This is a genomic window from Mycolicibacterium grossiae, assembly GCF_008329645.1.
Taxonomy (GTDB): domain Bacteria; phylum Actinomycetota; class Actinomycetes; order Mycobacteriales; family Mycobacteriaceae; genus Mycobacterium; species Mycobacterium grossiae.
Genome location: NZ_CP043474.1, coordinates 367,789 through 392,866 on the forward strand (window position 1 = coordinate 367,789; position 25,078 = coordinate 392,866).

Below are 25,078 nucleotides of genomic sequence, written 5' to 3' on the forward strand. Positions count from 1 at the left end.
GTCACGGTCCTCCGGGCGCGGCGACGGGCCCGGGCCCGACGTAGGGGGTGGGGATCTCCGGCGCGGGAGCCGGCGGCCCAGGCGGCGGACCGCCCGGCGCGGGCGCCGGCTCCGGCGCGCGCTGCGGATAGCAGCCCGGCCCCGGCAGCGGGAGGCCCGGGGGGCCGCAGGGCTGGTCGGTGGGATTGCCGGTGATGGCGTCGGGCAGCGTGAGCCGCGGGTCACCGGCCTGGCCGGTCCGCGGGTACGGCATCGGCAGCGGCGGTGTGCCGGGCTGACCGATCGGCGGGTCGACGAGGTCGGACGGCAGCTTCACGTTGGGGTCCAGGCCGAGGTCGGCGAAGGCCGCGTCGATGAACGGCTGGGTGAATTGGCCGGGGAGCAGGTTGACCAAGGACGCCTTGAAGAACGGACCCGACCCCAGCACCTCACCGAAGGACATGGCGTAGCGACGCAGGAGGTAGAGCGTGCGCTGCAGACCCTGCTTGTGGTCGTCAAGGATCTTCAGCACGCCGTTCAGCTTGTCCACCGCGGGACGCAGCTGCGTGCGGTTGTCGGCCACCAGGCCCGAGATCTGCCGGGACACCGCGGCGATGTTCGTCATCAGCGCGTCGATCGAATCACGTTGCGCCAGAACTTCGGTGAGCAGTGCGTTGGCGTTCGCCACCAGCGCGGCGATCTGGTCGCTGCGCTTGGCGAGGACGCCGGTCACCTGGTTGGCGTCGGCCAGCAGGTGGCGCAGCTGCGCGTCGCGTGCGTTGAGGGTGTCGGAGAAGCGGGCCACCCCGTCGAGCGCCGGCTTCAGTTCCGGTGGCGTGTCGCGGAACGTGTCGGCCAGCGTCGTCAGCGCCGAGGACAGTTGATGGGTGTCCAGCCCGCTGATGGTGGTGGTGAGATCGCCCAGCGCGCTGGGCAGGTCGTACGGCGACGTGGTGCGCTCGAGCGGGATGGTGCCGTCGAGTTCACCATCGCCGCGTGCGGTGAGTTCGAGCATCTTGGTGCCCAGCACGGTCTCGGTCTTGATGGCTGCCTCGGTGCGGTCGCCGAGGGCGACGTCGTCGTCGACGGTGAAGTCGACGCGTACCTTGGTCCCCTCGAGCGTCGTGCTCTCCACCCGTCCGACCGACATCCCGGACACACGGACGTCGCTGCCGCTCTTGATGCCACCCGCGTCGGCGAAGTAGGCCGAATGGTCGGAGGTCCCCTTGATGACGGGGATTTCGTCGTAGGAGAAGGATGCGACGACGATCGCGATGACGATGACGATGCCGACGGCACCGACGGCCAACCGGTTGCGTTCGGCGAGCGGCGTGAACGTGGGTCGCTTCACTTGGGTGTGCACCGTCCCGTCGGTTGGCCCGCCACCTTGACGAACACGGGTTGTCCGCCCTTGCCGTTGACCTTGAGCACGGCGTCGCACAGATAGAAGCCGAAGTAGTCGCCGTAGAGGCCCTGCCGGGCGAGCACCTGATAGGCGTCGGGGAGGGTCCGCACGAGGTCGTCGACGTACTGGTGGTCGGCCTCGATCTGGCCGGCGAACCGGTCGGTCTGGGTGACCGCCTCCTTGATGGGTTCCCGGGCGTCGGCGAGTAGGTCGGCCACCGATCCCGCGGCCGCGTCGATGTAGGCGGTCCCGGTGGCGATGTCCGACTTGCGGTCCGAGAGCCCCTGGACGAGGCTGCTGAGCTGGTCCAGCCCCTCGGCGAACTCGCCGTCGCGCCGGGCGAAGGTGTCCAGCACCGTGTTCAGGTTGGTGATGACCTCGCCGATCAACTGGTCGCGCCCGGCCAGCGTGGAGGTGAGTGCCGACGTCTGCGACAGCACCGAGGCGATGGTGCCGCCCTGCCCCTGGAACACCTGCAGCAGTTGACCCGACAGCGCGTTCACCTGGTCGGGGTCGAGCGCCCGAAAGAGCGGACGGAAACCGCCGATGAGGACGTCCACGTCCAGGGCGGGCGCCGTGCGGGCCAACGGAATGGTCTGTCCTGGTTGCAGTTTCCGTCCCGACGCGGCGCCTTCCTCGAGGGCGAGGTACCGGTCGCCGATCAGGTTCTCGTAGCGCACGACGGCACGGGTGCCCTCGGTCAGGGTGATGGACCGGTCGACGTCGAACTCGAGCGACACGGTGCCGTCGCGGTTGAGCGACATCGACGTCACCTTGCCGACCTCGACCCCGGCGATGCGCACGAAGTTGCCGCCTTTGAGACCGGACACGTTGGCGAACTCGGCACGGTAGCCGTTCGTCGTGTCGAAGCGGAACTGTCCGAACACCGTCACCAGCGCGAACATGAAGACGAAGCACATTCCGGTGAACAGCGCGACGCGGGCGATCGCGCGCAGCGTCCCCTTCTTCCTCATGGCCCCTCCCCTGGTGCGGGTGATGCGACGGGCGCGCCGTAGGGCGGTGCGCCGGGATACGGGGGCGCCGGGCCGGGCGCCGGACCCCCGGGGTAGCGGATCCGGGGCGGTTCCGGCACCGCCTTGGTCACCGGGAAGTAGTTGGCCAGACCGGGGAAGCCGATGCCCGGGTTCGGCCGCAGATCCAGCCCGGTGCCGAAGCCGGTGTCGGTGACCAGGTACTTGACCGGGAAGTTCTTGCTGACGTCGGGCAGCGATCCACAGCTCGGCCGGCCCCCGGGACCGCCGCGGGCGTTGACGACCGGAAGGTTGTCGGGATAGCGGTAGGGATCGTCACCCATCAGCAGCGCCGCGTCCATGATCACCGATTTGCCGTTGCCGCCCAGCGCATCTCGGCCGCCGTTGTCGAGGAACCATTGAGCACCCTGGAACAGGCAGGTGTAGGTCGGCGAGTAGGCGTCCAGCAGGCCGGTGGTCGGCTCCAGGAGGTCGAGCGATCGGACCAGGTTCGGTTGGTTGCCACCGACGACGTTGATGCCCGACTGGGAGAATCCGACCGCCGACAGCAGCGCACCGGACAGCGCGGCTTGATGGTCGGTAATCGTCGCGCTCGTGGTCGTGAACGCGTCGAAGGTGGACAGCAGGTCCTGCGCGGCGGACGAGTAGGCGTCGACGGTCTGACCGAACAGCTGCCAGTCCCGTTGCACGGTCGACATTCTCGGGTTGACGGCCAGCAGGACGCGATTGGCGTCGGTGATGGCGTGTCCGATGGTCTCGCCCTTGCCGCGCAGCGCCTCGGCGAAGGCCGACAGCACCGAGTTCAGTTTCGCCGGGTCGACGGCCCGCACCACCGACTGCAGGTTCTCGAACACCGTGTTGACCTCGACGGTGACGTTGCGGCTCTGCAGTACCGCGCCGGGCGCGATGGGCCGGAACGGCCCGCTGCTCTGCGGCGCGGTGAGTTCGACGTACTTGGCACCGAAGGCGGTGCTGGCCTTGATCTCCGCGCGCACGTCGGCGGGGATGTCGCCGAACGCGGCGCGGTCGATCTTCAGGCGCAGTTTGGAGTAGGCGTCCGCGTGCGTGGCGTCGGCGCCGATCGAGGCGACCTCGCCGATCTGCACGCCGCGCAGCTTCACCTTCGCGCCGTTCTCCATGACCAGGCCCGACCGGTCGGACACCAGGGTGAGCGGCACCGTGGGCCGCAGACTGCCGGTGAACAGCAGGGCGGTCACCGCGACGAGTGCGATGACGACGACGACGAGCACCGGCGCGTACCAGATGGGGTCGATGCCGCTGCGGCGCGGCGAGTTCTCGGGCGTCACTGCGTCATCCGGAGAGGTGGAAGTTGCCGGACTGTCCGTAGACCGACAGCGTGATGGTGAGCAGGATGAAGACACCCGCGGTGATCGACGTGCGCACGGCCTTGCCGACCGCCTCCCCCACTCCGGCGGGCCCGCCGGTGGCGGTGAACCCGTAGTAGGTGTGCACCGCCATCACCGCCGCGGCCATCGCCAGCGCTTCGGCGAACGACCACAGCAGGTCGGTCGGCTGCAGGAACGTCGAGAAGTAGTGGTCGTACACGCCGCGCGACTGGCCGTAGACGATCGTCGTTCCGAAGCGCGTGGCGAGGAAGGACATCAGGACCGCGACCGTGTAGATCGGGATGACGGCGATCACGCCGGCCACGATCCGGGTCGAGGCGAGGTAGGTGACGGCGCGGATGCCCATCACCTCCAGCGCGTCGATTTCCTCGTTGATGCGCATGGCGCCCAGTTGTGCGGTGGCGCCGGCACCGATGGTCGCGGCCAGGGCCACGCCGGCAGTGGCAGGAGCGATGAACCGGACGTTGAGGAACGCGCCCAGAAACCCGGTCAGCGCCTCGATGCCGACGTTGGACAACGTGTTGTACCCCTGCACCGCGATGAGCGCGCCGGTGGACAGGGTGAGGAAGCCGACGATGACGACGGTTCCGCCGATGACGGCCAGCGCACCGGTACCCAGCCCCATGGTGGCGATCAAGCGCAGCACCTCGCCCGGGTAGCGCCGGACGGCATCCGGCGTCGCGCCGAGCGCCTGGCCGTAGAAGGCGGTCTGCGTCCCGAAGCGTCGGGTGGCCTCGACGGCGTCGCTCCGCATCGTCGATCGGGTCGCGAGTTCCCCTGTCACGGCGCCACCTTCACGCCGAACGCGGTCGCCAGGATGTTGATGAGGAACAGTGCCATGAAAGCGAATACGACGGTCTCGTTGACCGCGTTGCCGACGGCGGTCGGGCCGCCACCCACGGAGAGGCCCTTGTAGCAGGCGATCAGCCCCGCGGAGAGGCCGAACAGCAGTGCCTTCACCAGGGAGACGACCACCTGCGGCAGACCGGTGAGCAAGGTGAGTCCGAACACGAACGCGCCCGGGGTGACGTCCTGGACGTAGACGACGAAGAAGTAGCTGCCCGCCAGCCCGACGACCGCGACCACCGAGTACAACATCAGCGCGACGAACGTCGCGGCGATCACCCGTGGAACCACGAGCGCCTGTACCGGATCGACGCCGATGACCTTCAGCGCGTCGATCTCCTCGCGGATGGTGCGGGCGCCGAGGTCGGCGCACATCGCGGTCGCGGCCGCGCCGGACACCACGATGGCGGTGACGACCGGTCCGACTTGGGTGACCGAGGCCAGCGCCGCCCCGGCACCGGACAGGTCGCCGGCGCCCACCTCGATGAGGACGATGTTCAGCGTGAAGACGATCAGCACCGTGTAGGGGATGGACAGCACCAGCGTCGGGACGATGGACACCCGCGCCACGAACCAGATCTGCTCGAGCAGTTCGCGCCAGGCGAACGGACGGCGGAACAGCGCGCCGAACGTCTCGCCCGCCAGGACCACGAAGTCGCCGACGGCCACTGCCGGTCTGGTCCAGGTGGTCGTCACGAACCATCCCATCGTCGTCGGGGTACGGCGGGACGCTAGGCAAGCTCCGGTTAGCCGTCAAAGGGAGCGTCACCGGTCCGCCGCACGTCAAAGCCAAAAAGTGCAGGTATCGATGCCGTCGCCGGTTTTGCTCATCCTGATCGCATTCCGGTGAGCCAAACGGTTGCGGGTGCGTGGCGCCCGGCCGCGGTTAGGCTGCTGCGCATGAGCGACGCCGTCGATCCCACCGTCCCGCCGAGCGGTGCCGGATGCGTCGAGTGCGACGCGGCCGGCGGCTGGTGGGTGCACCTGCGGCGGTGCGCGGCGTGCGGGCACGTCGGCTGCTGCGACGACTCGCTGGCCCGGCACGCGGCCGCGCACTGGCGCAGCACGGGCCATCCCGTCATCCAGTCGTTCGAACCCGGTGAGGACTGGTTCTGGGACTACTCGGCCGACGCCTACTACGAGGGCCCGGAACTCGCGGCGCCGGACAGCCATCCCGAGGATCAGCCGGTTCCGGGGCCCCGCAGCCGGGTACCGGGTGACTGGATGACGCAGTTGCGTCACCGCTCCGACTAGACCTTCTGGGGGTCCGCCCGTGGTGAAACCGCAAGGCGAGAGCACGCTCACCGTCGTGGTCGCCTTCGCGGCGAATCTGGCGATCGCCATCGCGAAGACCGTCGCCGCCGCGGTGTCGGGATCGGCGTCGATGAGCGCCGAGGCGGCACACTCCTGGGCCGACACCGGCAACGAGATATTCCTGCTGATCGCCAACCGGCGCGGGCAGCGCGCGGCCGACGAACGGCGGCCTCTGGGCTACGGCCGCGAGGCCTACGTATGGTCGCTCCTCGCGGCGGTCGGGTTGTTCGTGGTCGGCGCCGCGGTGTCGCTGTGGCGCGGCGTGACCGAGCTGCTGCACGGATCCGAGGGCGCCGAGAACTATCTGCTGGCCTACGTCGTGCTGGCCGTTGCGTTCGTCCTGGAGGGCACGTCCTTGGCTCAGGCCACGCGCCAGTTGCGCCGCGAGGCAACGAAGTTGGACAGCGACCTCCTCGACTACGCGATGCGCACCTCGGATCCGACCGTGCGCGCGGTGTTCGCCGAGGACAGCGCCGCGCTGATCGGCATCGTGATCGCGTTCCTCGGCATCCTGTTGCACGAATTGACCGGCTCGGTGGTGTGGGACGGCATCGGCTCGATCCTCGTCGGCGTCCTGCTGGGCGTGGTGGCGGTGGTGTTGATCAGCCGCAACATCCAGTTCCTCACCGGTGAGCCCGGGTCACCGCGCATCAAGCAGGGACTCGTCGACAAGCTGGCCGCCTACCCCGAGGTGGCCGAGGTGCGGTTCCTCCGCCCGGAGTTCATCGGCCCGAAGCGGGTGCTCGTCATCGCCAGCGTGGACCTCGTCGGCGATGCCGTGGAGTCGTCCATCGCGAAGAGCCTGCGCGACCTCGAGCACCGACTCGAGCGCGAACCCTACGTCGCCGAGGCGATCCTCACGGTGTCCGAACCCGACCGCGCCGGCTAGCGGGTTGACCGTCCGCGCGGGCGGGTATGTCGGAGCGATGACGTCGTCTGATGCTCCGTCCGATTCGTCCCCCGATCCGAAGACCACCGACTCCGACGCCGGCCCCGAGGGCCGCGAGGACGTGCTGAGCGACCCCGCCGAGGGCGCCGAGGGCAGGTCCGACTGGAGCGACGAGGGCGGTGCGACCCAGGAGGGCCCGGCCAACGATTAGTGGTCGGCCAGCACGGCTTTCGCGGCGTTGTATCCCGGCACGAAGGTGATGCCCGGCCCGCCGTGACATCCGGCGCTGCCGAGGTACAGCCCGGCCACCGGCAGTGGTTGATCGACGTAGCCGCGCGGTCCGGGCCGATGCTGACCGATCTGGTCTGGGTGGATCAGTCCGTGGCAGTAGTCGCCGCCCGGCGCACCGAACATCGTGCCCATGTGCCGGGGCGTGAACGTGGTGTGGCGGACGATCTTCGAGGCGAAGTCCGGTGCGAGGCGGGTGATCTTCTCGATCACCCGGCGGCCCATTTCGACCTTCATGTCGCCATAGCTCGCCTCGCCGGCCTCGACGGGGAACCACAGCGAGAATGCCGACGCTGCATGTCGTCCCGGCGGCGCGAGGTTCCGATCGTGTACCGAGGGGATCTGCAACGCGATGGCGGGGTCGGCGGGGACGATGCCGCGGCGGCAGTCCTCCCACTGCCGTTGCAGCTCCTCGGGGGTGCTGAAGATGCCGATGTTCGACTGCAGCGCAGGGTCGTTGAGCATGCCGTAGGGATCGGCGAAGGTGGGGATCCCGTCGAGCGCGAAGTGCATCTGCAGGTAACTGCCGCGGTGGTCGACCCGCGTGTAGCGGTCCCGCACGTCGGTCGGGAGCGCCCCGGCGTCGAGCAGTGTGGTGACCGTCAGATCGGGCGCCACGGCCGAGACCACCGTGGGCGCCGACACCGTGCAGCCGTCGCGCAGCCGGACACCGGTGACGCGGCCGTCCGTGACGAGGATGTCCTCGACGCGGCTGCGTAGCCGCAGTTCGCCCCCTGCGGTGACGAATTCGTTCCGAAGGTGTGCGGTGAGCGCGCCGATGCCGCCACGGAGCTTCTTCACCAGCAGCGCGTTCTCATCGGGCACCGCGAACCCGTAGGCGAGTGCGGCCGCGGTGCCCGGCGTCTCAGGGCCGCGGTAGGTGGTGTTGACCGCCAGCAGGGCCAGCATGCCGCGCAGCGCGCCGTACTTCTCCCGGTCCGGGAAGTAGCGGTCGAGGACGTCGGTCACCGAACCGAACAGCATGTCGGTGATCGTCGAACGCTCGAATTCATTCGTCGCGCAGGCGTACATCTCGTCGATCGTCTTCGGCGGCTGCTCCGCGTCGAACCGTCCGAGCGCCCGGGTCGGGGCCTGACACCACGCGAGCAGCCCGGCCATGCCGATCATCGCGTCGGCACCGTGCACCTCGTCGACGTGAGCCAGCAGCCGCGCGGGATCGGTGTAGTAGACGAAGGGTTCGTCACCGACGCCGCGCAGCGACACCGACATCACGTCGAGGTCCACCGTCGGTAGCCGGTCCAGGCCGAGGTCACGGCTGACCCGGGCCGACGTCGGAATCTGCACCGAACCGGCGATCTCGAACCGGTAGCCGTCGAAGAGTTCGACCGTGGAGGCCATGCCGCCGGCGTAGCGCTGGGCGTCAAGGCACAGCGTGCGCACCCCGGCTCGCTGCAGCAGCGTCGCGGCGGTGAGTCCGTTGTGTCCGGCGCCGACCACGATCGCGTCGAAGTCCGTCATGCGACGAATCTGGCACCGCACCCTAGTTTTGTCAATATTGACGAAACTGCCTCAGGCGGCCGGGTCCAGCCCCGCCGCCACCGCCTCGAGCGCCGTCCGGGTCAGCCGAGCCAATTCCGGCAGTGACCGGTCCGGGTCGAGCATCCACACCTCCATTGCGCCGAACACCGCGGCGGCGACGCAGCGCGCCGTCACCGTCAGACGCAGCCGTTCGTCGGTACCCGGACGGCCCGCGCCACCCGTGCGGGCGAGGTATTCCTCGACGGCCTCGGCGAAGTCCGCCTCGACCTGGCGGACGTGGCGGACGATTCGGCCGGCGTCGAGTTCCCGGGCACGCAGCTCGGCGATCTTCGCGACGGCGTCGACGTCGTACGGGGCGGCCATCACCGCGGCATGCACGGAATCGATGAGCGTCTGCTCGCCCGACTGCTCGGCGAGCGCGGCGCGGAACCACTGCAGACCGGCGTCGTAGTCGGCGAACAGCAGGTCGTGCTTGGACGAGAAGTGCCGGTAGAAGGTGCGCAGCGACACCCCGGCGTCGGCGGCGATCTGCTCGGCGGACGTCTCCTCGACGCCCTGGCCGAGGAACCGGACGAGCGCGGCCTGCCGCAGTGCTTCGCGCGTGCGCTCGCTGCGCGCGGTCTGCGCAGGCCGAATCATGGGACGACCGTACTCCTTGGCCGGTCGGCGTCCCGCCCTACGCGCTCCGCCCGCGCGGGGCCGACCGTGTCGCAGATCACAACGGGTTTCATCGCCCCGCACGGAGGAAGACTCCCAGCAACACCGTCACCCACCACCGAGGGAGGAGCTTCATGACCGACGACAGCACCGCCGGCGAGGCCCGCAAGGGTCTCCTCGACACCGTGAAGGGCAAGGCCAAGGAGGTCGCGGGCGCCGTGACCGGCAACGACTCCCTGACCGCCGAGGGCCAGCTGGAGCAGGAGCAGGCCAAGCAGCGCCGGGAGGCGAACAGCGCCGAGGCCGTCGCCCAGGCCGAGGCCGAGCAGGCGCGTGAACAGGCCGCCGAAGCGCAGGCCGAGTCGTTCGCCGAGCGGCGCCAGGTCGACGCCGAGACGTCCGCCATCAAGGGCCAGGCCCGCGCGGAGAGCCTCGAGCAGAAGCAGGCGGCGGAGGCCGCCGGCCAGCGTGACGCCGCCGCCCAGAAGGCGCAGGCCGAGACCGACGCGCAGCGCCAAGCCGCCCGGGCCGAGGCCGAGGAGCGCAACCGGCTCGCGACGGCCGCCGACGTCGTCGAGGAGGCAACCGAGGAGCACCAGCTGGCCGCCCGCGATGCCGCCGAACCGCACGTCGAGGCCCAGCGGCTGCGCCGCGAGGCCGATGCCCTGACCGACCAGGAAGACCTGCCCTGACCGGGGCACCACCGGAGGAGAATCGATGAAGATCACCGACATTCCGTTTGCCGTCCTGCGCTTCCAGTATTCGATCGCGCGGTTGCCCCTGCAGTTGATCGAGGACCGCGTCGTGTCCCGCTGGGACAGCGAGGCGCCGGCGCGGCTCATCTACGAGCGGTCGTTCGGCACGCTCGACGCGACCATCGGCACCGCGCTCGGCGATGCGGACCTCGCGGCGCGTGGCTCGGCACTCGCCGAGCGCAGCGACACGCTGGCCCGCGCCGCCGAACTCGACGCGCAGGCCGAGGCAGAACGCCGCCAGGCCGATCAGCGTCTCGAGACAGTGCGCGACAGCGCGCTGGAGGAGATGGAGGACGCCCGCGAGGACCGCGCCCGCAACGTGGCGCAGGCCCGCTCGGACGCCACCGAGCGAAAGCAGGCCGCGGCCACGTCGGCGGCGAAGCGCACGGCCGCCGCGAAGCAGCGCGCCGACGAGCAGGCCGAGAAGCGGATCCAGACCGCGGAGAGTGCCCGGCGTGCCGAGCAGTCGACCATCCGGGCCCAGGAGAAGGCCGCGACCGCGGCGGCCGAGGCCAAGCGCGACGAGGCCCGGGAGAAGCAGACCGAGGCCGTCGAGAAGCGCGTCGAGGCCAACAAGGTCGAGGACCTGGCGGACGCCGAGAAGGAGAAGCGTCAGGCGGAGCGCAACGGCGCCGAGTGACGTGACTGCGTGGACTCCCCGGCCTACCGGTCGGGGAGTTTTCGCGTCTGCGATCGAGGTGGCCAGGGCCGGGATCGAACCGGCGACCTTCCGCTTTTCAGGCGGACGCTCGTACCAACTGAGCTACCTGGCCGGAAGGCACCCAACACCGAAGTGCCTCGCCAATGATGGCGACCCTGACGGGACTCGAACCCGCGACCTCCGCCGTGACAGGGCGGCGCGCTAACCAACTGCGCCACAGGGCCTTGCTCTTCCTGCGTTACTGCTGCGCTCCGGCGTCTCCGCCGTCGCACCGTACCCCCTACGGGATTCGAACCCGCGCTACCGCCTTGAAAGGGCGGCGTCCTAGGCCGCTAAACGAAGGGGGCCAAGCCGAATCTCTTCGGGGTTGCCCCCGCCGCGTCGCGGTGGGAGCTTCGATAGCTTAGGTGACGGACACCCAGATCCCCAAACCGGGTGTGCCAGTATCCTGTTTCATCGCGCCCCTATAGCTCAGTCGGTAGAGCTACGGACTTTTAATCCGCAGGTCCCAGGTTCGAGCCCTGGTGGGGGCACCACCTATCCATCACCCGTCGTGGCCATCACCCGTCGTCGCCCTTGCGGGGCTTGTCCGGCTTCCCCTCGTTGCCGCGCCCGGGCCGTTCGCGCGGCGGTGGCGGCGGCTGGAACGGCTGCGTCGTCGTGGTGGTCGTCGTCGTGGTCGTCGTCGTGGTCGTCGTCGTGGTGATCGGAGTCGTGGTGGTGGTCGACGACGTCGTCGGCGTGGGGGTGCCCCCGCCGCCCCCATCCGACGTCATGGCCTCGGCGATGGCGAGGACGAGTGCGAGCAGCACCGCGAGCGCCGCCGCGGCGACGATCAGCAGTCGCCGTCGTTGGCTCGGCGGTGGCGGCGGCGGGACGGCTCCGGTCAGCGGAAGCGGTCCGACGGGTGGGGCGCCGAGCACCCGGGTGGGCGGGCGCACCGCGCGGAGGGCGTCGCGCATCGCGGCGGCCGAGGCGAACCGCACGGCCGGGTCCGGAGCCATCGCCCGCTCGATCACCCCGGCGAGGACGGGGTCGACGTCGGGTCGGGCGACCGACAGCGGCACGACCGGTCGAGTCGGCGTCCTGCCGGTCAGCGCCTCGTAGCTCATGACGCCGACGGCGTACAGGTCGTCGGCCGGCGTGGCGGGCGCTCCGGCGATCCGTTCGGGGCTCAGATACGCCAGCGTGCCGATCACCTGACCGACCTGGGTCAGATCGCGCGCGGTCGACTTGGCGATGCCGAAGTCGGCGAGCTTCGCCTCGCCGGTCGGGCCGAACAACACGTTGGAGGGCTTGACGTCGCGGTGCAGGATGCCGGCGGCGTGCGCGGCGCTCAGACCGGCCAGCACGTCGCCGAGCACCGCACGCACGCGGTCGACCTGCAGGGGGCCGCGGGCGATGACCTCGGCCAGCGACGTGCCGGGCAGCTGCTCCATCACGAGGTACGGGACCCCGCCGGGCCCGGGGTGCTCGCCACTGTCGTGCACGACGACGATGTTCGGGTGGCTCAGCGCCGCGGCCGCCTGGGCCTCAAACGCGAACCGTGCCCGGGAGTCACGGTCGGCGAGCAGGGTGCGGTGCAGGAGTTTGACCGCGACCGGACGGTTGAGCCGCACGTCCCAGCCGGCGTGCACCTCGGCCATGCCCCCGGTGCCGAGCAGGCCGCGGAGCTGGTATCGCCCCCCGAGCAGTTCCGGGTCCGCCATCCGTCACAGGCTAGACGGTGCGCCCACGGTCAGACGTGGGGGCAGTCGCTCTGGGCCTTGGGGGCAGTCGCTCAGACGTGGGGGCAGTAGTGCATGGGGTTTCCACGCTCCTCGACCGGCGGCAGGTTGCGGGCCGGCGTCTCCGGCAGCGCCGCGTCGGCGCCGGCGCGGCCGGTCACCCGATCCCAGCCGGCGCGGGCGCGCGGATGCATGCGTGCCCGTTGAGGCAGCACGCTGAACACCGCACCGACGAGACGGCCGAGCCGGCGGTGGACCCACTCGTCGCGGTCCGACCAGCCGTAGCCCATCAGCTCCCGCACGGGCGGGTCGTACAGCCCCACGGTGAACCACACGAAGAAGCGTGCCAGCAGCGGACGCTGCAAAGCCCACACCCAGTCCGGCAGCGCTCCGGCGAACGGCGGCTTCGGCAGGGCGTGCAGGTCGAGCACGGCGCGCGCGGCGTAATTGTTCTCCAGGACGTGACGGCACATGTGGTCCCAGTAGGCCTGGAAGTCCTCCCAGGTCTGCGGTACCGGCCGCGTGCTGGTGCCGTACATCGCGTACCAGGTCTTGTGCTCGGCGAAGAGCTGGCGCTTCTCGTCCTCGGTGATGCCGCCGCAGAAGCGCTCGGCGACGATCAGCGTGCCGACGAAGAACGTCGCGTGCGCCCAGTAGAAGACGTCGGGGTTCAGCGCGTGGTAGCGGCGGCCCTGCGCGTCGACGCCCTTGATGTCGACGTGGTAGTCGCGGACCTGGGCGCCGGTGCGCGGCGCGCGGTCGGTGTCGAAGACGACGCCGCCGATCGGGTAGAGCGACCGCAGCAGCCGCTGCCAACGCTCGCGGAAGAACGTCGAGTGCTCCTCGACGGCCGCTCCGAGTTGCGGGTGCATGTTCTGCATCGAGCCCGCCCACGGTCCCTGCAGCATCCCGCGCCAGTCACCGAAGTACTTCCAGGTGAGTGAATCGGGGCCGAGCGGCGCGGGCGGCGCGTCGTACCCGCCGGGTGCGACGGGGCAGCCGACCGCGAGGGCGGCATCGCTGGTGACGGGGCAGTCCGGGGACGTATCTTGTGTCACTGGTGATGATCTCCTGCCCGTCGGGCGCGACTTTGACTACATGCGTTGTCACCCGAGCCTAGGAGGGATGTGACGTCCGGTCAACGGCGAAGTCAGTGGTCGGGCGTTCCCCTGCGCGATCGGCAGGTGCTGCGCCGCGACAAGCTGATTGCCGCGGGCGTGGATCTCCTCGGAGACGCCGGCGGTCCGGCGCTGACCGTGCGCGCCGCCTGCCGGGCGGCCGGACTGACCGAGCGTTACTTCTACGAGAGCTTCGGCGATCGTGACGAGTTCGTCGGCGCCGTGTACGACCACGTGTGCAGCACCGCGATGTCGGCCCTGACGTCGTCGGCCACGCCGCGGGACGCCGTCGAGCGGTTCGTGACGCTGATGGTCGACGACCCCGCGCGCGGCCGGGTGCTCCTGATCGCGCCGCAGCGCGAACCGGTGCTCGCGCGCTCCGGCGCCGCGTGGATGCCGTCGTTCATCGACCTGCTTCAGCACAAGCTGACCCGCATCACCGATCCGGCCGTCCAGGCGATGGCGGCCACCGGTCTCATCGGCGCCTTGACGGCGCTGTTCACCGCCTACTTGAACGGACGGCTGGACGCCACCCGCGAACAGTTCATCGACTACTGCGTCGAGATGCTGCTCAGCCGGGCGGCAACGGCCTGACCTACGCGGTCTTCACTACGCGGCCCGAACCGCGCGACGGCTACTCGTCGGGCGTGCTGACGGCCTCGAGTTCCTGCTGCTGCTGAGCGGCGGCCTCTTCCTGGGCGGCCTTGGCCTCGCGGCCCTCGGGGCTGGCGAGCGAGGGACCCGGCGTGGTCGCCGACGCGACGCCGCCGTTGCAGTTCAAGTAGAACTGCACGGTGTTCTCGGTAGCCGCCCCGTCGATGGCGCTGGTGAAGGGTGCCGATTGAGAACGGGTCACGACGCAGTCGTCCTGGCTCACCTTGTCGCCGACCCGCGCGGCCACGACGACGGTCTGGCCGGCGTCGCTGGCCGCCGACGACGCGTCGGCATAGGTCTGCCCGGCGTAGTCGTCGGCCGCGGCGATGCCGGTGCCGAGGAACGCCGAGACGGCGAACGCGCACGCAGCGCCGGAGCCAATGACGATGAGCTTGTTCACGAGAGCCCTATCCATGGTCGAAACAGCCTTGCCCGAGACGGGGATAGTACCGCTGCCCGTCTCGGTGTGCACGACTAGTTCGAGGGCAGCTCAGGGGGTTCACAGCAGGTGTTCACGGGACGTTCAGCCCGCGGCCGACGACCGGTCGGCGAATGCGGCGGGCGTCAGCCGTTGCCCTCGAGTTCGGCGGCCTCGGCCTGCTCCTGCGCCGCCCGGGCCTGGGCCTCGCGCTGCTCCTTTGCTGCCATGTCGGCTTCCCACATCTTGCGACCGGTGGGGCTCTGCAGCGAGTAACCGGGCCACAGCGCGGTTCCGTACTTTGCGTAGCAATTGAGGTTGACCTTCATGACGCCGCCGCTCTGGCCGCCGAAGCCGTCGAGGCCGGACGCCGGGGTGGCGCTGCTGACGATGCACTCGTCCCAGTTCTTGCGGTCGCCAACCGTGGTGGCGACCTGCGCGGACATCCCACGCTGACTCAGTGCCGCCTTGGCGTCGGCGAAGGTCTGGCCGACGACGGCGTCCTCGGCGTTGGCGACGCCCGCACCCAGCAAACCGAGGGTCGCGGCCGCGATCCCGCACGCGCCGACACCGAGCACCATGGTCTTCTTCACGTCGCCTGCGGCCTTTCGTCGAGCCCGTCGGGGCTGGGGTTTTGCTGGACGAACCCTGTCAATCACGGATCGTACCGCGCCGCGTGTCGGTACGGAGTCCGTCGTGCAACACCCGTCACACTCGGATCACGGAACTTGAATGTCACCGAGGTACACAGATATTCTGAGTGCAACCACCAGGTACAGATAAATCGGAGGCCCGATGTCGGATCAGCGCAACGAACGGCCGGACATCCAGCTGCTGCGCGAGCTGGAGCCGGTCGTCGAGGAGAACATCAACCGGCACCTGCGCATGCGCAAGGACTGGAACCCGCACGACTACATCCCGTGGTCGGACGGCAAGAACTTCTATGCGCTGGGCGGCAAGGAGTGGAGCCCCGAGGAGTCCAAGCTCTCCGAGGTGGCGCAGACCGCGATGGTGCAGAACCTCCTCACCGAGGACAACCTGCCCTCCTACCACCGCGAGATCGCCATGAACTTCACGATGGACGGGCCGTGGGGCTGGTGGGTCAACCGGTGGACCGCCGAGGAGAACCGCCACGGCATCGCGCTGCGCGACTACCTGCTGGTGACCCGTGCGATCGACCCCGTCGAGCTGGAGACGGTGCGGCTCGAGCAGGTCACCCGCGGCTTCTCCCCCGGCCAGAACCAGCAGGGCGACCTGTTCGCCGAAAGCCTCTTCGACTCCGTCATCTACGTGACGTTCCAGGAGCTGGCGACCCGCGTCTCGCACCGCAACACCGGCAAGGCCTGCAACGAGTCGGTCGCCGATCAGCTGCTCGGCCGCATCTCCGCCGACGAGAACCTGCACATGATCTTCTACCGGGACATCTCGGCCGCCGGCATCGACATCGCCCCCAACCAGGCGATGCACTCGCTGCACCGGGTGCTGCGCAACTTCAAGATGCCCGGGTTCACCGTGCCCGAGTTCCGCCGCAAGGCCGTAATCATCGCCGTCGGCGGCGTCTACGACCCGCGCATCCACCTCGACGACGTCGTGATGCCGGTGCTCAAGAAGTGGCGCATCTTCGAGCGCGAGGACTTCACCGGCGAGGCCGCGCGGCTGCGTGACGACCTCGGCGCGCTGGTCGAGGAACTCGAGGAGGCCTGCGTGAAGTTCGAGGTGGCCAAGGAACGCCGCCTCGAGCGCGAGCGCCAGGTCGCCGAGAAGAAGGCCCGCAAGAACCTGCTGGTCTCCTCCTCGGCCGCGGGATGACCCTCGCGCCGAGCGCGCCGACGGCCCGGTCTGCCCTGCAGATCGGGCCGATCGCGTTGCGCAGCCCCGTCGTCCTGGCGCCGATGGCCGGCGTCACGAACGTCGCGTTCCGCACGCTGTGCCGGGAACTCGAACTCGCCCGCGAGGGCACGGTCAGCGGCCTCTACGTCTGCGAGATGGTCACCGCCCGCGCGCTCGTCGAGCGCCACCCGGTCACCATGCACATGACGACGTTCGCGCCCGAGGAGTCGCCGCGGTCACTGCAGCTCTACACCGTCGACCCGGCCAACACCTACGCGGCGGCCAAGATGATCGTCGACGAGGATTTCGCCGACCACATCGACATGAACTTCGGCTGCCCGGTCCCGAAGGTGACCCGGCGCGGCGGCGGAGCGGCGCTGCCGTACAAGCGCGCGCTCTTCGGCCAGATCGTCGCCGCGGCCGTGCGCGCCACCGAGGGCACCGACGTTCCCGTCACGGTCAAGTTCCGCGTCGGCATCGACGACGACCACCACACCCACCTCGACGCCGGCCGCATCGCCGCGGCCGAGGGTGCCGCCGCCGTCGCGCTGCACGCGCGCACTGCCTCGCAGCGGTACTCCGGCACGGCCGACTGGAGCCAGATCGCCGCCCTCAAGGACCACGTCACCTCGGTGCCCGTGCTCGGCAACGGCGACATCTTCGACGCCGACGACGCCCTGCGGATGATGGCCGTCACGGGCTGCGACGGCGTCGTCATCGGCCGCGGCTGCCTGGGCAGGCCTTGGCTGTTCGCCGAACTGTCCGCCGCCTTCGGCGGACGTCCGGTCAAGACCCCGCCGACGCTGGGCGAGGTGGCCCGCATCATCCGTCGACACGGCGAGCTGCTCGCCGCGCACTTCGGCGAGGACAAGGGCATGCGGGACATCCGCAAGCACGTCGCCTGGTACCTGCACGGCTTCCCCGCCGGGGCCGACCTGCGCCGGGCGCTGGCCCTGGTGAAGACGCTCGCCGAACTCGACGACCTGCTGGCCCGGCTCGATTCGGACGTGCCGTTTCCGCGAGCGGCCGAGGGCCCGCGCGGGCGGCAGGGGTCGGCGGGTTCGGTGGCACTACCCGAGGGCTGGCTCGACGACCCCGACGACTGCACGGTCCCCGCCGCGGCCGACGTCATGAATTCGGGCGGCTGAGCGGACCGTCGTCGCGACGCCGAGACGCGTTCGAGACAGCACCGACACATCAGCTGACTGGCTCAGACTCAGGATGTCTCGATACGATGAGGATTCGTGCGACGAACGGTCGCGATCGGCTCCAGTTGGCGGAGCCCCCGCCGTGCTGCTAGAAGGACTAGCAACACGTAAGCAACGAAATGTGCGCCCACGGGCGAAGTCGGAGGCCATCAGGACATGAGTGACGGTGACGACGCCACTCCTGGCCGTCGGCGCTCGGACTCGTCCGGCGACGACAACCAATGGCTTACCCGATCCCCGCGCCGAGCGCGAGGCGCCGCGCCGTGGGAGCGCGGATCGACCTCGGATCGCTTCAGTGCCGCCCGATCAACGGGCCCCGACGACCGCACGAATGACGCATCAGACGATTCCGCCGTCGGCGACTCCGCTGTCGGTGACGCCGCTGTCGATGACTCCGCAATCGATGACGCGCCGGCGGGCAACCACACCGACGGCGTCACCGTCGCCGATCTGATCGCCAAGCTCGCCGGCACCGCCGGCCCGGGATCCCGTGCCGAGCGCGCCCGGCACCGCAGCCGCGACGAGCACGAGACCGACGCGGCGCCCGAACCGGAACCGACACCCGAGCCCGAGCGCACCCCGGTGCCGCCGTTCTCGGCGTGGCCCATCGCCGCTGCGCCCGTGGGGGACCCGGAGACCGACGTCTTCCCGGCGCTGCCCGCGCACGCCGACGAGCTGCCGGTGCTCAGCGGTACCCCGCGCCCGGCCGCGACACCGGAGCGCACCGACGAGACCACGGTGCTGCCCGCGGTCCGCGGCCGCCGCACCCGCAGATCCGCCCGCGTGGCGGGCCGCATCGCAGCGGCCATGGTGGCGGTCGTCGCCCTCGGCTCGACGGGCGCGGCCTGGCAGTGGCAGTCGATGAAGAACCAGAGCCTCAACAAGGTCGCCGCGCTCGACCCCAACTCGCGCGACATCCTCGATCCGAACGCCCAGTTCGGTGACGAGAACTTCCTCATCGTCGGCACCGACACCCGCCTCGGCGCCAACAGCGACATGGGAGCGGGCACCACCGACGACGCCGCCGGCGCCCGCTCGGACACGGTGATGCTGGTGAACATCCCCGCCAACCGCAAACGCGTGGTCGCGGTGTCGTTCCCCCGCGATCTGTCGATCAAGCCGCAGGAGTGCGAGCCGTGGGATCCGCAGACCCGCGCCTACGGCCCGATCACCGACGAAGAGTCGCCGATGTACGGCATGGAGAAGGTGTACACCGAGACCAAGCTGAACTCGGCATACGCCGTCGGTGGTCCGAAGTGCCTGGTCAAGGTGATCCAGAAGCTCTCCGGCCTGTCGGTCAACCGCTTCATGGCCGTGGACTTCGCCGGCTTCCAGACCATGGTGGACGCACTCGGCGGCGTCGAGGTGTGCAGCACCACGCCGCTCGAGGACTACGAGCTGGGCACCGTGCTGCCCACCGCCGGGCGGCAGATCGTCGACGGGCACACCGCACTGCAGTACGTGCGCGCCCGCCAGGTGACCACCGAGACCAACGGTGACTACGGCCGCATCAAACGCCAGCAGCTGTTCCTGTCGTCCCTGCTGCGCTCGCTGATCAGCAAGGACACGTTCTTCTCGCTGAGCAAGCTGAACAACGTCGTCAACATGTTCATCGCCGACAGCTACGTCGACAACATCAACACCAAGGATCTCGTCGACCTCGGCCAGTCCGTGCAGGGCGTCAACGCCGGCCGCATCACGTTCGTCACCGTCCCGACGGTGGGCTACGCCGACGAGTACGGCAACGAGGTGCCCCGCACCGACGACATGCGCGCGCTGTTCGACGCGATCATCAACGACGACCCGCTGCCCGAGGAGCGCAACGCCGACGACACACCGGTTCCGGGCGCGCCGCCCAGCGCCGAGCAGGCCGCGCCCGATGCGCACGGCGAGATGGTCGCCGCCGTCACCACCGACCCCGGCACGGTGACGGTGCGGGTGTCGAATTCGACCGGCGAGGACGGCCTCGCGTCGACGGCGGCCAGCGAGCTGAAGGCGCACGGGTTCAACGTCGTCGAGCCGGACGACTACCCCGGCCCGCTCGACCACACGACGGTGTTCTTCTCCGCCGGCAACGAGGAGGCCGCCGCGACGGTCGCCTCGTCCTTCGCCAACCCCACGATCGAGCGGGTGTCCGGCATGGGTGACGAGATCCGCGTCGTGCTGGGATCGGACTTCTCCACGGTCGCCGCGCCCTCCCCCAGCGGCTCGCCGGTGCAGGTACAGGTCGTCAAGGGCACCAGCAGCGAGCCGACGCAGCTGCCGGAGGATCTCACGGTGACCAACGCGGCGGACACCAGCTGCGAGGGCTGAGACCGGACGGTCGACCGGCGGGCGGCATTCACCGTCCGTTCACCTGCGACGTCATGACGGCTCGGGGACGCAGAACGTAGGCTTTCGTCCATGCGTACCGCCTACCACGAACAGCTGGCCGACCTGTCGGACCTCCTCGGCGAGATGTGCGGGCTTGCCGGCGTTGCGATGGAGCGGTCCACCCAGGCCCTGCTGCAGGCCGACCTGGTGCTCGCCGAGCAGGTCATCACCGACCACGAGCACATCACCGCCCTGAGCGTGCGCGCCGAGGAGGCGGCCTTCGTGCTGCTGGCGCTGCAGGCGCCGGTGGCCGGTGACCTCCGGGCGATCGTCAGCTCCATCCAGATCGTCGCCGACATCGACCGCATGGGTGCGCTCGCGCTGCACGTCGCCAAGATCGCCCGCCGCCGGCACCCCGCGCATGCCCTGCCCGAGGAGGTCAACGGCTACTTCGCCGAAATGGGCCGCGTCGCCGTCGAACTCGGCAACAGCGCGCAGGAGGTGCTGCTGACCCGCGACCCCGAGAAGGCCGCCGCCATCCGCGAGGAAGACGACGCGATGGACGACCTGCACCGACACCTGTTCAACGTGCTGATGGACCGGGAGTGGAAGCACGGCGTCACCGCCGCCGTCGACGTCACGCTGCTGAGCCGGTTCTACGAGCGCTTCGCCGATCACGCCGTCGAGGTCGCCCGCCGCGTCATCTTCCAGGTCACCGGCCACTTCCCCGACGAGGCCGAGCTGCCCACCCCCAGCTAGGCCCTGCCGAGCCCGCGGGCGCGTGCGGCCAGCAGGTCACGCAACACCGTCTCGATCACCTCGAGATCGGCTACGCGGTAACGGCTCAGGAATGCGCGCATGCCGGCCGCCATCTCGGCGTGCAGGGCGTCGTGCGCGCGTTCGACGAGAGCGCCATCGGCGGTCAGGCGCAGCTCCACCTCCTTGCGGTTGCCCGGCACCGGCGTGCGTTCCACCAGCCCCGCCTCCACCAGGCGCTGCACGTGCTTGGACACCGTGCCCTTGAGCTGACCCGAGCGGGCGGCCAGACCGACCACGCTCACCGGGCCGTCGGCGATCCCGGCGAGCAGGTGCAGTGACAGCGTGGGCAGCGTGCGTGCCAGAGGTTCGAGGCGCTCCGGGCACCGCTCGACCAGGAAGTCCCGCTCGGCGTCGCCGTCGCCGTCACCACCGAACTCGATGCCGAGCGCCCCCATCAGGCCGTCGATCTCGGCGATCAGCGACGACTTGGTTTTCATGGAAACCATCTTGCCACCGCCATCCGGGCGACGTACATTGTTTCCATAGAAACCATCTACCGCGAAACCAAGGAGCGACCGATGCACGCCGCCGTCGTCCATGCCTGGGGCACGCCCCCGACCTACACCGAGGTGCCCGACCCCGAACCGCGCGACGGCACCGTCGTCGCCACGGTCGAGGCGTCGGCACTGACCAACCTGACCCGCGGCATCGTGTCCGGAAAGCACTACGCCAGCAGGGAAATCGGGCTTCCGGCCATCCCCGGGGTGGACGGCGTCGCGCGGCTCGAGGACGGCCGCCGCGTCTACGCCAGCGCGATCAGCGCCCACGGCATGATGGCCGAGCGGACGGCGATCGATCCGGCCGGCACCGTCGAGATCCCGGCCGGCGTCGACTCGGTGACCGCCGCCGCGCTACCCAACCCCGGCACGTCGGCATGGATGGCGCTCGCACACGGCGCCGCGATCCGGCCGGGCCAGCGCATCCTGGTCCTGGGAGCCACCGGCGTCACCGGCGCCACCGCGGTGCAACTGGCCACGTCCATGTTCGGCGCCGGGCACGTGACGGTCGCCGGACGCGACGCCGAGCGGCTGAACTGGTTACTCGGCGTGGGCGCCGACGACGCCATCGCGATGCGCGACGAAGACCTCGCGACGCGCGTCGGCGAACTGCACGCCGCCGAACCCTTCGACGCCGTCCTGGACTACCTGTGGGGCGAGCCCGCGGCCGTCACCCTGCGCGCCCTGGCCGCCAGCCACCCGTCCACGCACTATCACCCGACCCGGTGGGTGCAGATCGGCTCGATGGCCGGAGACGAGATCGCGCTGCCGGCCGGCGTCCTGCGTGGCACCGCGATCACGGTGTCCGGCATCGGTTTCGGCAGCATCCCGCCCGAGGTGATCGCGCGTTCGCGCACCGAGGCTCTGCCGCTGCTGTTCGACATGGTCGCCGACGGGCGGCTGCACCTGGCCACCGCCGAGCGGCCGCTGGCCGACGTCGAGCGGGTGTGGACCACCCCGGAGCCGTCCGGCACCCGCGTCGTCCTCGTCCCCTAGTGATTTCGGCGCGCTGACGTTCGCTCAGCGACGGTCAGCGCGCCGAAATCGCTAACCGAAGCGGCCGGAGATGTAGTCCTCGGTGGCCTTCTGCGTCGGGTTCGAGAAGATCTTCTCGGTGTCGTCGATCTCGATGAGCTTGCCGGGCTTGCCGGTCGCCTCGAGGTTGAAGAACGCCGTCTGGTCGCTCACGCGCGCAGCCTGCTGCATGTTGTGCGTGACGATGACGATGGTGAAGTCCTGCTTCAGCTCCGAGATCAGATCCTCGATGGCCAGCGTCGAGATCGGGTCCAGCGCCGAGCACGGCTCGTCCATCAGCAGCACGTCGGGCTGCACGGCGATCGCACGGGCGATGCACAGCCGCTGCTGCTGACCACCGGAGAGGCCGCCACCCGGCTTCTCCAGGCGGTCCTTGACCTCGTTCCACAGGTTGGCGCCCTTGAGCGACCGCTCGGCGACCTCGTCGAGCGTCTTCTTGCTCCGCACGCCCTGCAGCTTCAGGCCGGCCACCACGTTGTCGCGAATGCTCATGGTGGGGAACGGGTTCGGGCGCTGGAACACCATGCCGATGGTCTTGCGGACGCCCACCGGGTCGACACCGGCACCGTAGATGTCGTCGCCGTCGAGCAGCACCGAGCCCTCGACGCGGGCGCCGGGGATCACCTCGTGCATGCGGTTGAGCGTGCGCAGCACCGTCGACTTGCCACAGCCCGACGGACCGATGAAGGCCGTCACGCTGCGCGGCTCCACCGACAGGCTGACGCCCGACACGGCGTGGAAGGCGCCGTAGTAGATGTTGACGTCCTTGAGATCGAGGCGCTTGGCCATGAGGTGCTCCTATACCTTCTTCGGGGCGAAGATCTTGGCGACCAGACGGGCCGCGACGTTCAGGATCGCGATGAGCAGGATCAGCGTGAGGGCGGCGCCCCACAGCCGGTCCGTCGGTACGGGATTGGCGCCGGCACCGGCCGAGATCTGGTCGAACATCATGCCGGGCAGCGATCCCATGAAGCCGCCGAACATGTCGAAGTTCATCGCCTGGGCGTAACCGACCAGGATCAGCAGCGGCGCCGTCTCACCCATGACGCGAGCCAGGGCCAGCATGACGCCGGTGACGATGCCGGACAGCGCCGTCGGGATGACGATGCGCACGATCGTCTTCCACTTCGGCACGCCCAGTGCGTAACTCGCCTCGCGCAGATCCATCGGGACGATGCGCAGCATCTCCTCGGTGGCGCGCACGATGACGGGGATCATCAGCAGCACCAGCGACAGCGACACCGCGAAGCCGGAGCGCTCGAAGCCCAGCGTCGCCACCCACAGGGCGTAGATGAACAGCGCCGCGACGATCGAGGGCACACCGGTGAGGATGTCGACCATGAACGTGGTGACCTTGCCCAGCCGCGTGCCGCCGCCGTACTCGACGAGGTAGACCGCGACCAGCACGCCGATCGGGATCGAGATGATCGAGCAGACGATGCCCTGCAGCAGTGTGCCGACCAATGCGTGGTAGACGCCGCCGCCGGCGGCGAAGGCCGTCATGCCGGCCTGGGAGTTGGTGAACCACGTCGCCTGCGTGATGGCCGTCAGGCCCTTGGTGATCACCGAGTACAGCACCCACAGCAGCGGCACCAGCGCGACGAGCACCGAGGCGGTCACCAGGACGGTGGCGATGTTGTTGGTCAGCTTCCGGCGTCCGCTGACACCCTGGAACGTGGGCTGCTTGACCGGGCGGTCCAGGGTCGAGGTCACTTGGCGCCCCTTCCGGCGACGGCGGCGCGCGCCGCCGAGTTCACCACGAACGTGAGGATGAAGAGCACCAGGCCGGCGGCGATGTACGCGCCCGCCTTGTACTGGTCGTTGAATTCGCTCGCCGTGGCGGCGATCTTGCTGGCGAAGGTGTAGCCGCCGTCGAACAGCGACCAGCTGAACGCGGTCTGCGTACCGCGCAGGATGATCAGCAGGGCGATGGTCTCACCGAGCGCGCGGCCGAGGCCGAGCATCGCGCCGCTGATGTAGCCCGACAGGCCGAACGGCAGCACCGTGGTGCGCACGACCTCCCAGCGCGTCGCGCCGAGGGCCAGGGCGGCCTCGATCTGGCCGCGCGGGGTCTGCACGAACACCTCGCGGGTCACCGCGGTGATGATCGGCAGGATCATCACGGCCAGCACGATCCCTGCCGTGAAGATCGTGCCGCCACCGGCGACCGAGGCGTTGCCCGTCTTGAACAGGAACAGCCAGGACAGGTTCTCGTTGAGGAACACCGCGAACGGCTTGAGCACCGGCGCCAGGACGTAGAGGCCCCACACGCCGTAGACGATCGACGGCACCGCGGCCAGCAGGTCCACCATGTAGGCCAGCGGACCGGAGAGACGCTTCGGCGAGTACTGGGTCAGGAAGATCGCGATGCCCAGCGCGATCGGCATCGCCAGCAGCAGGGCGAAGACCGACACGAACACCGTCACCTGCAGCAGGTCGAGGATGCCGAACGTCATCGCCGACGTGTCGGTGGTGATCCAGTTGCCGCCGTAGGTGAAGAAGTTCACCTCGTTGCGGGCGAGCGCCGGAATGGCGCGCATCAGGAGGAACACCCCGATCGCGCCGATGAGGACGACGATCAGGATGCCGGCGCCCTCGGACAGACCGCGGAAGACGCGGTCCCCCAGGCGGACCTTGCCGCCCTTGTTCGGATTGGTGGAGATGGGGTCCGGCTCGGGGATGGGCGCGGCAAGTGCCTCGCCCGACCCCGCTCCGGTCGGATCTGGTGTCGTCACTGTCATCCCGTCGGAGACCCTGTCGGTCATTTGGTACCGGACCCCATCCTCATCTCAATCCTGCCGTTGCG

The 25,078-nt window shown here is 69.7% G+C and carries 26 protein-coding genes and 4 tRNA genes; 12 read left to right on the forward strand and 18 right to left on the reverse strand.

The genetic code is table 11. The features are described from left to right. Position 1 precedes the first annotated feature (1 nt). From FZ046_RS01820 to FZ046_RS01840, 5 genes are read right to left on the reverse strand one after another with little or no spacing between them, the layout of a single operon-like run. Positions 2-1,330: an MCE family protein gene (locus tag FZ046_RS01820; RefSeq protein WP_099046023.1), complete on the reverse strand. Its 1,329-nt coding sequence runs from the start codon at positions 1,328-1,330 to the stop codon at positions 2-4. Next, positions 1,327-2,358 carry an MCE family protein gene (locus FZ046_RS01825; protein WP_070355092.1) on the reverse strand — a complete coding sequence of 344 codons (1,032 nt, stop codon included), beginning with the start codon at positions 2,356-2,358 and terminating at the stop codon, positions 1,327-1,329. Before FZ046_RS01825 ends, FZ046_RS01820 begins: the two co-directional genes overlap by 4 nt. Then, entirely contained in the window at positions 2,355-3,683 is a 1,329-nt protein-coding gene (locus FZ046_RS01830) for an MCE family protein (protein WP_125939813.1), read from the reverse strand. The genes FZ046_RS01825 and FZ046_RS01830 overlap by 4 nt, the downstream gene beginning before the upstream one ends. Before the next feature lie 4 nt (positions 3,684-3,687). Next, entirely contained in the window at positions 3,688-4,497 is an 810-nt protein-coding gene (locus FZ046_RS01835) for an ABC transporter permease (RefSeq protein ID WP_070355091.1), read from the reverse strand. Between the two features lie 26 nt (positions 4,498-4,523). Further along, positions 4,524-5,285 (reverse strand): MlaE family ABC transporter permease, encoded by a 762-nt coding sequence (locus FZ046_RS01840; protein WP_246182884.1) that lies wholly within the window; start codon positions 5,283-5,285, stop codon positions 4,524-4,526. Positions 5,286-5,489: 204 nt separating this feature from the next. Here FZ046_RS01840 and FZ046_RS01845 point away from each other — a divergent pair, with 204 nt between their 5' ends. From FZ046_RS01845 to FZ046_RS27220, 3 genes are read left to right on the forward strand one after another with little or no spacing between them, the layout of a single operon-like run. Further along, positions 5,490-5,843: a UBP-type zinc finger domain-containing protein gene (locus tag FZ046_RS01845; RefSeq protein ID WP_070355089.1), complete on the forward strand. Its 354-nt coding sequence runs from the start codon at positions 5,490-5,492 to the stop codon at positions 5,841-5,843. 19 nt (positions 5,844-5,862) lie between these two features. After that, entirely contained in the window at positions 5,863-6,792 is a 930-nt protein-coding gene (locus FZ046_RS01850) for a cation diffusion facilitator family transporter (RefSeq protein ID WP_070355088.1), read from the forward strand. A gap of 37 nt (positions 6,793-6,829) precedes the next feature. After that, complete coding sequence (locus tag FZ046_RS27220; RefSeq protein WP_170292381.1) at positions 6,830-7,003, forward strand: hypothetical protein; 174 nt, start codon at positions 6,830-6,832, stop codon at positions 7,001-7,003. On the opposite strand, the gene FZ046_RS01855 is transcribed toward FZ046_RS27220, so the two are convergent. Together FZ046_RS01855 and FZ046_RS01860 are read right to left on the reverse strand one after the other, a co-directional pair. Further along, positions 7,000-8,559 carry a phytoene desaturase family protein gene (locus tag FZ046_RS01855; protein ID WP_070355087.1) on the reverse strand — a complete coding sequence of 520 codons (1,560 nt, stop codon included), beginning with the start codon at positions 8,557-8,559 and terminating at the stop codon, positions 7,000-7,002. The genes FZ046_RS27220 and FZ046_RS01855 overlap by 4 nt on opposite strands. 51 nt (positions 8,560-8,610) lie before the next feature. Continuing rightward, a complete protein-coding gene (locus FZ046_RS01860; protein ID WP_070355086.1) occupies positions 8,611-9,219 on the reverse strand; it encodes a TetR/AcrR family transcriptional regulator in 609 nt (202 codons plus the stop codon). A 152-nt stretch (positions 9,220-9,371) separates the two neighbouring features. On the opposite strand from FZ046_RS01860, the gene FZ046_RS01865 reads away from it, so the two are divergent. Both FZ046_RS01865 and FZ046_RS01870 read left to right on the forward strand, forming a co-directional pair. Further along, positions 9,372-9,929 carry a CsbD family protein gene (locus FZ046_RS01865; protein WP_070355085.1) on the forward strand — a complete coding sequence of 186 codons (558 nt, stop codon included), beginning with the start codon at positions 9,372-9,374 and terminating at the stop codon, positions 9,927-9,929. A 25-nt stretch (positions 9,930-9,954) separates the two neighbouring features. After that, the gene (locus tag FZ046_RS01870; RefSeq protein ID WP_070355084.1) at positions 9,955-10,632 is read left to right on the forward strand and encodes an IF2 family translation initiation factor; all 678 of its coding nucleotides are present in this window, start codon (positions 9,955-9,957) and stop codon (positions 10,630-10,632) included. A 59-nt stretch (positions 10,633-10,691) separates the two neighbouring features. Here FZ046_RS01870 and FZ046_RS01875 read toward each other — a convergent pair. The 3 genes from FZ046_RS01875 to FZ046_RS01885 all read right to left on the reverse strand — a co-directional run bounded on the left by FZ046_RS01875 (position 10,692) and on the right by FZ046_RS01885 (position 11,000). Next, a tRNA-Phe gene (locus tag FZ046_RS01875) sits at positions 10,692-10,765 on the reverse strand. A 35-nt stretch (positions 10,766-10,800) separates the two neighbouring features. Beyond that, positions 10,801-10,877, reverse strand: a tRNA-Asp gene (locus tag FZ046_RS01880). 50 nt (positions 10,878-10,927) lie between these two features. After that, positions 10,928-11,000, reverse strand: a tRNA-Glu gene (locus FZ046_RS01885). A gap of 113 nt (positions 11,001-11,113) precedes the next feature. Here FZ046_RS01885 and FZ046_RS01890 point away from each other — a divergent pair. After that, a tRNA-Lys gene (locus tag FZ046_RS01890) sits at positions 11,114-11,189 on the forward strand. A gap of 24 nt (positions 11,190-11,213) precedes the next feature. Here the strand turns inward: FZ046_RS01890 and FZ046_RS01895 are convergent. Both FZ046_RS01895 and FZ046_RS01900 read right to left on the reverse strand, forming a co-directional pair. Next, entirely contained in the window at positions 11,214-12,362 is a 1,149-nt protein-coding gene (locus FZ046_RS01895) for a serine/threonine-protein kinase (RefSeq protein ID WP_070355083.1), read from the reverse strand. A gap of 71 nt (positions 12,363-12,433) precedes the next feature. Continuing rightward, on the reverse strand, positions 12,434-13,438 hold the full coding sequence (locus FZ046_RS01900) for an oxygenase MpaB family protein (protein ID WP_070355082.1): 1,005 nt from the start codon (positions 13,436-13,438) through the stop codon (positions 12,434-12,436). Between the two features lie 69 nt (positions 13,439-13,507). On the opposite strand from FZ046_RS01900, the gene FZ046_RS01905 reads away from it, so the two are divergent. Beyond that, complete coding sequence (locus FZ046_RS01905; protein ID WP_070355081.1) at positions 13,508-14,092, forward strand: TetR/AcrR family transcriptional regulator; 585 nt, start codon at positions 13,508-13,510, stop codon at positions 14,090-14,092. A 40-nt stretch (positions 14,093-14,132) separates the two neighbouring features. On the opposite strand, the gene FZ046_RS01910 is transcribed toward FZ046_RS01905, so the two are convergent. Together FZ046_RS01910 and FZ046_RS01915 are read right to left on the reverse strand one after the other, a co-directional pair. Beyond that, the gene (locus FZ046_RS01910; RefSeq protein WP_246182885.1) at positions 14,133-14,567 is read right to left on the reverse strand and encodes a hypothetical protein; all 435 of its coding nucleotides are present in this window, start codon (positions 14,565-14,567) and stop codon (positions 14,133-14,135) included. A 149-nt stretch (positions 14,568-14,716) separates the two neighbouring features. Beyond that, entirely contained in the window at positions 14,717-15,163 is a 447-nt protein-coding gene (locus tag FZ046_RS01915; RefSeq protein ID WP_083298451.1) for a hypothetical protein, read from the reverse strand. A gap of 202 nt (positions 15,164-15,365) precedes the next feature. On the opposite strand from FZ046_RS01915, the gene FZ046_RS01920 reads away from it, so the two are divergent. The 4 genes from FZ046_RS01920 to phoU all read left to right on the forward strand — a co-directional run bounded on the left by FZ046_RS01920 (position 15,366) and on the right by phoU (position 20,680). Continuing rightward, the gene (locus tag FZ046_RS01920; protein ID WP_070355079.1) at positions 15,366-16,379 is read left to right on the forward strand and encodes an acyl-ACP desaturase; all 1,014 of its coding nucleotides are present in this window, start codon (positions 15,366-15,368) and stop codon (positions 16,377-16,379) included. 35 nt (positions 16,380-16,414) lie between these two features. Then, positions 16,415-17,548: a tRNA dihydrouridine synthase DusB gene (gene dusB, locus FZ046_RS01925; RefSeq protein ID WP_328514417.1), complete on the forward strand. Its 1,134-nt coding sequence runs from the start codon at positions 16,415-16,417 to the stop codon at positions 17,546-17,548. Positions 17,549-17,764: 216 nt separating this feature from the next. Next, complete coding sequence (locus FZ046_RS01930) at positions 17,765-19,921, forward strand: LCP family protein (protein ID WP_070355077.1); 2,157 nt, start codon at positions 17,765-17,767, stop codon at positions 19,919-19,921. 90 nt (positions 19,922-20,011) lie between these two features. Next, positions 20,012-20,680 carry a phosphate signaling complex protein PhoU gene (gene phoU / locus FZ046_RS01935; RefSeq protein ID WP_070355076.1) on the forward strand — a complete coding sequence of 223 codons (669 nt, stop codon included), beginning with the start codon at positions 20,012-20,014 and terminating at the stop codon, positions 20,678-20,680. On the opposite strand, the gene FZ046_RS01940 is transcribed toward phoU, so the two are convergent. Continuing rightward, a complete protein-coding gene (locus FZ046_RS01940; RefSeq protein WP_070355075.1) occupies positions 20,677-21,177 on the reverse strand; it encodes a MarR family winged helix-turn-helix transcriptional regulator in 501 nt (166 codons plus the stop codon). The genes phoU and FZ046_RS01940 overlap by 4 nt on opposite strands. Before the next feature lie 81 nt (positions 21,178-21,258). Here FZ046_RS01940 and FZ046_RS01945 point away from each other — a divergent pair, with 81 nt between their 5' ends. Beyond that, positions 21,259-22,233: a quinone oxidoreductase family protein gene (locus FZ046_RS01945; RefSeq protein WP_070355074.1), complete on the forward strand. Its 975-nt coding sequence runs from the start codon at positions 21,259-21,261 to the stop codon at positions 22,231-22,233. 51 nt (positions 22,234-22,284) lie between these two features. Here the strand turns inward: FZ046_RS01945 and pstB are convergent, their stop codons facing one another. Genes pstB through pstC form a run of 3 tightly spaced genes read right to left on the reverse strand, consistent with a single transcriptional unit; the run spans position 22,285 to position 25,037 of the window. Beyond that, complete coding sequence (gene pstB, locus FZ046_RS01950; RefSeq protein ID WP_070355073.1) at positions 22,285-23,061, reverse strand: phosphate ABC transporter ATP-binding protein PstB; 777 nt, start codon at positions 23,059-23,061, stop codon at positions 22,285-22,287. 9 nt (positions 23,062-23,070) lie between these two features. Further along, entirely contained in the window at positions 23,071-23,985 is a 915-nt protein-coding gene (gene pstA, locus FZ046_RS01955; RefSeq protein ID WP_070355072.1) for a phosphate ABC transporter permease PstA, read from the reverse strand. Continuing rightward, positions 23,982-25,037: a phosphate ABC transporter permease subunit PstC gene (pstC, locus tag FZ046_RS01960; RefSeq protein WP_070355071.1), complete on the reverse strand. Its 1,056-nt coding sequence runs from the start codon at positions 25,035-25,037 to the stop codon at positions 23,982-23,984. The genes pstA and pstC overlap by 4 nt, the downstream gene beginning before the upstream one ends. Positions 25,038-25,078: the final 41 nt, after the last annotated feature.

Bases quoted from the DNA above. Each gene is read 5' to 3' on its own strand.
- FZ046_RS01860 (WP_070355086.1), bottom strand. From the start codon at position 9,219: ATGATTCGGCCTGCGCAGACCGCGCGCAGCGAGCGCACGCGCGAAGCA.
- FZ046_RS01855 (WP_070355087.1), bottom strand. From the start codon at position 8,559: ATGACGGACTTCGACGCGATCGTGGTCGGCGCCGGACACAACGGACTC.
- FZ046_RS27220 (WP_170292381.1), top strand. From the start codon at position 6,830: ATGACGTCGTCTGATGCTCCGTCCGATTCGTCCCCCGATCCGAAGACC.
- FZ046_RS01835 (WP_070355091.1), bottom strand. From the start codon at position 4,497: ATGCGGAGCGACGCCGTCGAGGCCACCCGACGCTTCGGGACGCAGACC.
- FZ046_RS01930 (WP_070355077.1), top strand. From the start codon at position 17,765: ATGAGTGACGGTGACGACGCCACTCCTGGCCGTCGGCGCTCGGACTCG.
- FZ046_RS01865 (WP_070355085.1), top strand. From the start codon at position 9,372: ATGACCGACGACAGCACCGCCGGCGAGGCCCGCAAGGGTCTCCTCGAC.
- FZ046_RS01895 (WP_070355083.1), bottom strand. From the start codon at position 12,362: ATGGCGGACCCGGAACTGCTCGGGGGGCGATACCAGCTCCGCGGCCTG.
- pstC (WP_070355071.1), bottom strand. From the start codon at position 25,037: ATGACCGACAGGGTCTCCGACGGGATGACAGTGACGACACCAGATCCG.
- FZ046_RS01870 (WP_070355084.1), top strand. From the start codon at position 9,955: ATGAAGATCACCGACATTCCGTTTGCCGTCCTGCGCTTCCAGTATTCG.
- FZ046_RS01940 (WP_070355075.1), bottom strand. From the start codon at position 21,177: ATGAAAACCAAGTCGTCGCTGATCGCCGAGATCGACGGCCTGATGGGG.
- FZ046_RS01910 (WP_246182885.1), bottom strand. From the start codon at position 14,567: ATGGATAGGGCTCTCGTGAACAAGCTCATCGTCATTGGCTCCGGCGCT.
- pstB (WP_070355073.1), bottom strand. From the start codon at position 23,061: ATGGCCAAGCGCCTCGATCTCAAGGACGTCAACATCTACTACGGCGCC.
- phoU (WP_070355076.1), top strand. From the start codon at position 20,012: ATGCGTACCGCCTACCACGAACAGCTGGCCGACCTGTCGGACCTCCTC.
- FZ046_RS01825 (WP_070355092.1), bottom strand. From the start codon at position 2,358: ATGAGGAAGAAGGGGACGCTGCGCGCGATCGCCCGCGTCGCGCTGTTC.
- FZ046_RS01920 (WP_070355079.1), top strand. From the start codon at position 15,366: ATGTCGGATCAGCGCAACGAACGGCCGGACATCCAGCTGCTGCGCGAG.
- FZ046_RS01945 (WP_070355074.1), top strand. From the start codon at position 21,259: ATGCACGCCGCCGTCGTCCATGCCTGGGGCACGCCCCCGACCTACACC.
- FZ046_RS01845 (WP_070355089.1), top strand. From the start codon at position 5,490: ATGAGCGACGCCGTCGATCCCACCGTCCCGCCGAGCGGTGCCGGATGC.